General features: G+C 66.5%; 1 protein-coding gene. It reads left to right on the forward strand.

Annotation, left to right across the window (positions count from 1 at the left end):
* Positions 1-272: hydrogen gas-evolving membrane-bound hydrogenase subunit E (gene mbhE / locus SB754_RS20340; protein WP_410784174.1), on the forward strand; the 272-nt coding region annotated here is incomplete at both ends.

Below are 272 nucleotides of genomic sequence, written 5' to 3' on the forward strand. Positions count from 1 at the left end.
GAATTGCCTTACGCGGCATACAAGTACGGCAACGGATCAAACACCGTCAACGTTCTGCTGGTCGACATCCGCGCCTGGGACACACTCGGTGAGATCTCCGTGCTGCTGGTGGCCGCGACCGGTGTCGCCTCCATGGTGTTCCGGCACCGCCGGTTCGGCTCGGCGCCCAGCGTCGCCGACGCCACCCGCAGGAATGCGCCGCGACCTGCCTCCTACGACAGCGCCCAGCTCTTCGGTGAGCGGACGACATGGCTGCGCGGCAGCAACTTCCG

The sequence above is a fragment of the Leifsonia sp. SIMBA_070 genome (assembly GCF_046534635.1).
Classification (GTDB): domain Bacteria; phylum Actinomycetota; class Actinomycetes; order Actinomycetales; family Microbacteriaceae; genus Leifsonia.